Source organism: Coprococcus intestinihominis, from assembly GCF_040096555.1.
Classification (GTDB): domain Bacteria; phylum Bacillota; class Clostridia; order Lachnospirales; family Lachnospiraceae; genus Coprococcus_A; species Coprococcus_A intestinihominis.
This window is the reverse complement of record NZ_JBBMEK010000159.1, coordinates 1-7720: the sequence shown is the minus strand read 5'-3', so window position 1 is coordinate 7720 and position 7720 is coordinate 1. Positions and strand designations below refer to the sequence as shown.

Below are 7720 nucleotides of genomic sequence, written 5' to 3'. Positions count from 1 at the left end.
ATGATGATATTCATTATGATAGTGATGGGGTGCGATATCCTGAATCATAACTCACCAATTCCTCCTCTACGCGTCCATCATCTCTGCACGCATTTCCTGCAATAATTTATGGTAGAACGCCTGGCCGCCTTTGACGATATCATAACGTCGTCCTTCCTGCTTCATCTGCTGACGTCCAAAGCTGCAATTAAGAATATCCTCCTCTTTGTATACAATTCGCTGGCCGATAATATCCCCATTCGGAACAGAAACCGCTGATTTAAATACAAAAACAGTCGGTTCTTCCAGAGGAATATCCAATGATTCCAGAAGCTGATTGCCAATATCCATATTACATGTATAAATATGGGTATACCGCCCTGCCATCCTTGTAAAATCATATACCCTGAAATTCTCAAGCCAATCCTCATTGAGCCATCCATTGTCTCGTTCATAAGATACGACAAGACAGACCGGCATGGTTCTTCTGCGGCTGAGAATCAGATCATGAATCTTCTTAATCTGGTATTCCCGGATAATCTTTCTGGATGTTGACAGATATCTCACATCAAAAAGACCAACTTTATCCGCAATATTGGAGTAAAACTTCGGACAGCTGAAATAACGGTTTAAATAGCCTCTGCGCTCCTCTGACACCGCATAGGAATTGCGGACAGACAGCATCTGACGGCCATCCTCCTCCGGATAGCACTCTGCTTCCGTCACCCACACCTGTCCGGGTGCTTCCATATCAATATGCATACAGTTCATTTTCCAGTAATCATGCTCCGGTTCATACACAATCACCAGCCGATAGCCCAGAAGGTTCTTCTCAAAAGTCATAGGCTCCGTCGGCAGATCACCGTCCAAATGACCATACTTGTCATAAATCCATGAATAGGCCAACCGGGCAGCCTCTATACAGGCATCATGCTTGGAATATTTATACGTACTGAGATTCACAAGTGCCTTGAATACCGTCACTTTTCTCAGAGGTCTGAGCTTACCGAAAGTCATTTCCTCGCCGATATTCTCATTACCGTCATCAAAAACATCTCTGTCATGAAAAAGTTTCTCCAGACGTTCATCATGTATAACCGCTTCATTGACCAGGGCTGCAATGGTATTCACATTAATCGGCACACGTCTCGGCTGTTTCAGCAGTTCTTCGACGAGTACCTGACGGCTTGTTTTGAACAGGCGCTTACCAAGATTCTCCTCCGAACGGTCATTGTTCAGAAGTTCCTCAAGCTCCGGATACATCGGGCGTTCTTCCATCTTCAGGCGATAGTGCGCCTTCATCATACCGGCCCAATTGCGCTCCTTATAAAGCTCATGCCCCAGATTTTCAAAAAGAGTCACCAACGACTTATCGCACAACTCCAATGTTGCAAGAATGCTGTTAAAATATCTGGCAAAACTGTTCTTGCCGCTCCAGAGCTCGCCGCCTTTATATTTCATATCATGTTCAATTTCATGCCAACCCTCAAAAAATACGGTCTTCAACTGTATCTCGAAAGTATCATCAATGCACATCTCCCATGTTTCATCCGAAATCTGCTGTTTCAGATAATCCGGTAAACGGAAAACGCCATTGATCTTCACCGGCTTGAATTCCACTTCATTCTGCTCAGACTCAGACCATTCCACAAGGGAAAACATGCGCTCCATCATCTGTCTGCATATTCTTAAATCATCTTCAAAGTAAACATCTACACGGAGCCCCACCAGATCCTGAATTTTCTTATCCGCATTATAAGACTTTACCTGATACTTTCTGGCCAGAGATTCCGATGTCTTTATCCTCGAAAAAATTCTGTAATAGAGTCCGCTCTGCTTGAGTCGTTCCTCTATCAGATGTTTTAACTCCACCTCAACAATGGCAGGCACCTTAACTCTGGATTCGATTTCTTCTTTTGTAAAAGCGATTTTCTCCACCATGTGATGGTTCCACCCTCCCATTCTTCCTTCTTAATCGTGCGTGTCCAAAAACAACATTCGTCAAATGCCTCTCCTGTCAATCTCCTGTCATTGAAGATTGTCTTAAAGGCGCAACACACACTATCTTATACTATACCACACTAAAGCAGTCAGTGATAGGGATTCTGCTGATATTTTTGAAAATTTTAATCCTGACACAATTGCAATCTCAATTTCCATACCTATTCATTTCTGAATAGTCTGGCACTTCAGCGCGTTGTCATCTGCACAAAAAAACTTCCGAAGACATCGCATGCACAGGCACGCTGTCCCCGAAAGTTTTTTGTTGTATTGATGATTATCTAATTCTTATGATTGTCTCAGACAATCCTTTCAGAATATTAGTCCTCGAAAGGAATAACAGCGCCATCATATGTATCGTTGATGTACTGTTTGATCGTGTCTGATTTCAGTGTATCAACAAGTGCTTTGATGGCCGGATTGTTTTCGTTGCCTTCTTTAACCGCGATAACATTTACATATGTCTTAGCAGCTTCAGAATCGGATTTCTCGTAAGCAAGGGCATCTTTGCCTACAGAATAACCAGCTTCAAGTGCATAGTTACCATTTAATACAACGTAAGCAACCTCGCCTGTTACACGGGCAACCTGAGCTGCTTCAAGTTCCTGGATCTTAATGTTCTTTGGATTTTCAGCGATATCATTTACAGTTGCTTCAAGACCTGCACCGTCTTTCAGAGTGATGATACCGTTATCCTGAAGGAGCAGAAGTGCTCTTGCTTCATTTGTTGTATCGTTAGGAACTGCGATCGTATCACCTTCTGCTAAATCATCAAGGCTGCTCTTTGTACCCGGGTAGATGCCGAATGGTTCATAGTGGATACCACCTGCATTCACAAGGTGTGTACCTTTTTCTTCATTAAAGGAATCCAGATAAGGAATATGCTGGAAGTAGTTGGCATCGAAATCACCGGATTCTACAACTTCGTTTGGCTGTACATAATCATTGAATACAGTTACCTGAAGATCATAACCCTGCTCTGCAAGGAGAGGTTTTGCCTGTTCAAGGATTTCTGCATGCGGTGTTGCGCTTGCCGCAACCTTGATTGGTGTCAGTTCGCCGTTGGCTGCTGTTGTCTCACCTGCAGCCTCTGTACCAGCTGCTTCTGTGCCTGCTTCTGTCTGAGCTGCTGTACTGCTCTGTGGGTTGGATGAACCGCATGCTGTTAATGCACCAACTGCAAGAACGCCTGCGAGAACACCTGCTAAAAGTCTCTTCTTCATTTTGAATTCCTCCATTCATATTAAATAAATAAAAATTTATAATAATTCAACGTCACTTTCAAAATGCTTTGCACAATGACCCTGAATAATTACATACTACTTTCTCTTGTCTAAACGAACCGACAGCTTCATGCCGATTGTCTGGAACAACTGAACTAATACCACCAGTAAAACAACCGTCACGATCATGATATCTGCCTGGTATCTGTAATAACCATAACGGATCGCAATATCACCAAGACCGCCGCCGCCGATGGTACCTGCCATCGCTGAGTAGCCCAAAACAGTACCCAGTGTGATCGTCACACCGACGATCAGTGAAGTTCTTGCTTCCACAAGCATAACCTTTGTAATAATCTGCATCGTTGATGCGCCCATGGACTTTGCTGCCTCGATAACACCTGAATCCACCTCATTCAATGATGATTCAACCATTCGTGCAATAAATGGTGCTGCTGAAATAACAAGGGGTACAATCGTTGCTGTAGAGCCATAGCTCTTGCCCACAATGGCCTTTGTCAAAGGCATCAGCAAAATCAGCAAAATCAAGAACGGAATGCTTCGGCCAATATTGACAATCACATCCAGCACTTTGTACACGCCGGCATTCGGTCTGATACCATCCTTGGAAGTTGTCACCATAATAATACCCATCGGAAGCCCCAGTACGTAACCAAAAATAGTTGCACCAAGCGTCATATACAATGTCTCACCGATACCCTTGATCAGCATCTCCATTACTTCCTGACTAAACATACTGCGTCACCTCCTCAATTTCAAGGCCTTTCTCAACCATGTATGCCTTAATCTGCTCCTGCAGCTCATGGCCTTCCGGAAGACCAAGGATCATCTCGCCCTTGGCAATACCGCCCACATTCTTCGTATCTGCCTTCAGAATATTCACCGGCACGCCAAACTTCAGGATCATATTCGCGATCACAGGCTCAAAAGCCGAATTCTCAGTAAAGACAATACGCAGACACTTATCTTCAAGGACTCTCTCCTTCTGACGCGTCTCGCCATTCCACTGGTTCTCTGAAATATCCCCAAGAATCAGTTCACGGGCTGCCTCTGACTTCGGATGGTTGAAAATCTCTTCAACCTCCCCCTCTTCCACCAAAACGCCATGATTCAAAATCGCCACATGCTTGCAGATCTCACGGATAACTGCCATCTGATGGGTAATGATCACGATTGTAATACCGAACTTCTCATTGATATCCTTTAAAAGTGCCAGAATTGAGGCTGTGGTCTGCGGATCCAGTGCGCTTGTGGCCTCATCACAAAGAAGGATCTTCGGATCGGATGCAAGGGCTCTTGCAATGGCCACACGTTGTTTCTGACCGCCTGATAACTGAGACGGATAAGCATTTGCCTTCTCCTCCAGATCAACCAGTTTCAGAAGTTCCATGGCCCGCCTGCGCGCATCTGCCTTCTTCTCGCCGCGCAATAATAACGGAAAACAAATATTGTCTATCACATTCTTCTGCATCAGCAGATTGAAATGCTGGAAAATCATTGCGATCTCCTGACGCTGCTTTCTCAGCTCCTTCTCTGTCAGTGTTGACAGATCCTTGCCGCCGACTAAAACTTCACCTTCTGTCGGTCTCTCAAGAAAATTCAGACATCGTACCAATGTACTCTTACCTGCTCCGGACATACCGATAATACCATAAATATCACCGGGCTTAATACTCAGATTAATGTCCTTCAGTGCTTCTACCTTCACACCCTTTAAGTCAAAAGACTTCGAAAGATGTCGGACTTCAATATCAGACATAAAATCCCCTTTCCCGCATATATGCGATCACATCGTGCCCTCCGGCACCTGATGCCTCTGTGCAGCTGATGATCATACGCCAATCCCCATTGCACAAAAAAGCAGGTACACGCATGTACCTGCCTATCATCTTATCCTTATCTCTTCATACACTCAGAGTCCCATAAGAATTATGAACCAGATATTACTGCGCATCAAAAATAACCGTGTCATCAACCATATGCATACCACACATGATGCCACAGCTACACATCATCATATCTGTTTTCCATGAATGCTGATGTCCTAATGCTATCATATCTGCTCCTTCTTTCTGTTACTCGCTGCCGCTTCCGTCAAACATCCCTGCCTGCTTCTGCTTACTGACATTTATTATTCCATGAACCACCCATTTTGTCAAGACTCTTATGGAAATTTTCAACCGCTTTCCAACAATTTCCCCAGCATTTTCGTGTTGAATATCTGAATCATTCGTTTATTCAGCCCTGACTTGCAGTCTGACCAGTCTAAAAGGGCAGCATATCCAGTTCTTCAGGAAGAATACAATGCGGCATGCTATTGTCCCGCACACGGCGTCTGCACTCATCCAACGGCATCCAGATCACCCCGGATACTTCTGAAACCTGCAGTTTCATCGCTTCCGGCTCCACATCTTTCCATATGTAAAATACTTTGCTCACCTGATCATCCTTAAAAGGTGCCCCATGAAAAAAAGACTCCGACTGGATCCGTATCAATCCGCAATCATTTAATTCAGAACAATCCGCCGTAAGTCCCAGTTCTTCCCTGAGTTCCCGCAGTGCTGAATCTTCAAAATCAACCCCCGCTGGAATATGCCCCGCGCTGGACGTATCATAGCATCCCGGAAAAGAATCCTTGTTATCACTGCGCTTTTGCAGAAGTACCTCCACACCTTCCGACCTTCTTCTCAAAAGCCAGACATGGGATGTTCTGTGCCGGACCCCCTTCGCATGGGCAATACTCCGCTCGACGGTCTCCCCTGTGGGAATACCATTCTCATCCACAACATCCAAAAGCTCCATCAATATCCATCTCCCATCACTTTACAAAAATATCTCAAAAATCAACACCTATTCATATGCTTATATCATACTTAAAAATATTTCCTTTTTCAAGTCATCTTGTTCTTTGATTAAAAATATTGAGTATTTCAAAAACAGTAGACATTCCTACTTTCAAATGCTATAATAGCATTGATTACAGCTACATTAAGAACAATAATAAATACATTTTTTAAGGAGTGAGACTATGTTTATTACAGATGATATCCGTTATGTTGGTGTCAACGACCACAACATTGATTTATTTGAAGGGCAGTATGTTGTAGAAAACGGCATGGCCTACAATTCATATGTGATCATGGACGAGCAGATTGCAGTCATGGATACTGTAGACGGCAATTTTACAGATGAATGGCTGAAGAATATTTCAGACGTCATCGGTGACAGAAAGCCATCTTATCTGATTGTTCAGCATATGGAACCTGACCACTCTGCCAACGTTGCCAACTTTCTGGATCTTTACAAGGATGCCAAAGTTGTCGCTACAGCCAAGGCTTTTGTGATGATGAAGCAATTCTTTGGCACAGACTACCCGGAGAGACAGATTGTTGTCAAGGAAGGCGATACGCTTTCTCTTGGTACACACACACTGACATTTGTTCTTGCACCAATGGTTCACTGGCCGGAAGTTATGGTGACCTACGACAGCAAGGATAAGGTTCTTTTCTCAGCAGATGCCTTCGGCAAGTTCGGTGCCCTTGATGTCGAAGAAGACTGGGCATGCGAAGCCCGCCGTTACTATTTCGGTATCGTCGGCAAATACGGTGTTCAGGCTCAGGCGCTCCTGAAGAAGGCAGCCGGTCTTGATATCCAGACCATCTGTGCACTCCATGGCCCGATCCTCAAAGAGAATCTTGGCTATTATCTTGATCTCTACAATACATGGTCCAGCTACGGTGTTGAGAGCGAAGGCGTTGTCATCGCTTACACATCTGTTTACGGCAATACTAAGAAAGCCGTTGAGCTCCTTGCAGATAAACTGACCGCCCTTGGATGCCCGAAAGTCACAGTTACTGACCTTGCCCGTGATGACATGGCCGAAGCTGTCGAAGATGCTTTCCGCTACGGCAAGCTCGTTCTGGCTACAACCACTTACAATGGTGATATCTTCCCATTCATGAAGACATTCATCGAACACCTGACAGAACGCGGCTACAGAAACAGAACGATCGGTCTCATTGAGAACGGCTCATGGGCACCTACCGCAGCCAAAACCATGCTGAAAATGTTTGAAGGCAGCAAGAATCTGACATTTACAGACACAACAGTCACTATCAAATCCGCTGTCAACACTGAGAATGAAGCACAGATTGCGGCACTGGCTGAAGAACTCTGCAAATAAAACTCATAGATGCCATAGATATCCTGCATAGCAATTCCGGGATATCTATGGCATCCTCTATCTACCCATTATTTTTACTACAAAGGTGTAACTTTATGATTCAACTTAATCCACGCGTCAACAATCCGGCAGTTGGCACATTTTATGTGTTGCTTTCTGCCATTTTTTTCAGCCTTGGCGGCTTTATGATCAAAATCATTCCATGGCAGTCTCTGTCTGTCAGCGGCGTACGAAGCATCTTCGCCCTGATCACACTGCTGCTCTACATGAAGCTGATCCATCATCCTTTTCGGCTTAACCCATCCGTTATTTT

The 7720-nt window shown here is 44.4% G+C and carries 7 protein-coding genes and 1 pseudogene; 2 read left to right on the top strand and 6 right to left on the bottom strand.

Annotation, left to right across the window (positions count from 1 at the left end):
• Positions 1-66: 66 nt before the first annotated feature.
• The 6 genes from WMO25_RS11970 to WMO25_RS11945 form a co-directional block, all read right to left on the bottom strand.
• Positions 67-1920 (bottom strand): RelA/SpoT-related domain-containing protein, encoded by a 1854-nt coding sequence (locus WMO25_RS11970; protein ID WP_349085498.1) that lies wholly within the window; start codon positions 1918-1920, stop codon positions 67-69.
• A 380-nt stretch (positions 1921-2300) separates the two neighbouring features.
• The gene (locus WMO25_RS11965; RefSeq protein ID WP_349085497.1) at positions 2301-3203 is read right to left on the bottom strand and encodes a MetQ/NlpA family ABC transporter substrate-binding protein; all 903 of its coding nucleotides are present in this window, start codon (positions 3201-3203) and stop codon (positions 2301-2303) included.
• Positions 3204-3299: 96 nt separating this feature from the next.
• Positions 3300-3959: a methionine ABC transporter permease gene (locus WMO25_RS11960; RefSeq protein WP_015514727.1), complete on the bottom strand. Its 660-nt coding sequence runs from the start codon at positions 3957-3959 to the stop codon at positions 3300-3302.
• A complete protein-coding gene (locus WMO25_RS11955) occupies positions 3952-4983 on the bottom strand; it encodes a methionine ABC transporter ATP-binding protein (protein ID WP_250799967.1) in 1032 nt (343 codons plus the stop codon). The genes WMO25_RS11960 and WMO25_RS11955 overlap by 8 nt, the downstream gene beginning before the upstream one ends.
• The gene (locus WMO25_RS11950; RefSeq protein WP_227081592.1) at positions 4976-5113 is read right to left on the bottom strand and encodes a hypothetical protein; all 138 of its coding nucleotides are present in this window, start codon (positions 5111-5113) and stop codon (positions 4976-4978) included. The genes WMO25_RS11955 and WMO25_RS11950 overlap by 8 nt, the downstream gene beginning before the upstream one ends.
• A gap of 376 nt (positions 5114-5489) precedes the next feature.
• On the bottom strand, positions 5490-6026 hold the full coding sequence (locus WMO25_RS11945) for an NUDIX hydrolase (RefSeq protein WP_349085496.1): 537 nt from the start codon (positions 6024-6026) through the stop codon (positions 5490-5492).
• Between the two features lie 226 nt (positions 6027-6252).
• On the opposite strand from WMO25_RS11945, the gene WMO25_RS11940 reads away from it, so the two are divergent.
• Positions 6253-7407, top strand: a complete 1155-nt coding sequence (locus WMO25_RS11940) for an FprA family A-type flavoprotein (protein WP_349085495.1) — start codon at positions 6253-6255, stop codon at positions 7405-7407.
• A 95-nt stretch (positions 7408-7502) separates the two neighbouring features.
• Positions 7503-7720, top strand: a pseudogene (locus WMO25_RS11935) (hypothetical protein); the annotation flags it as partial.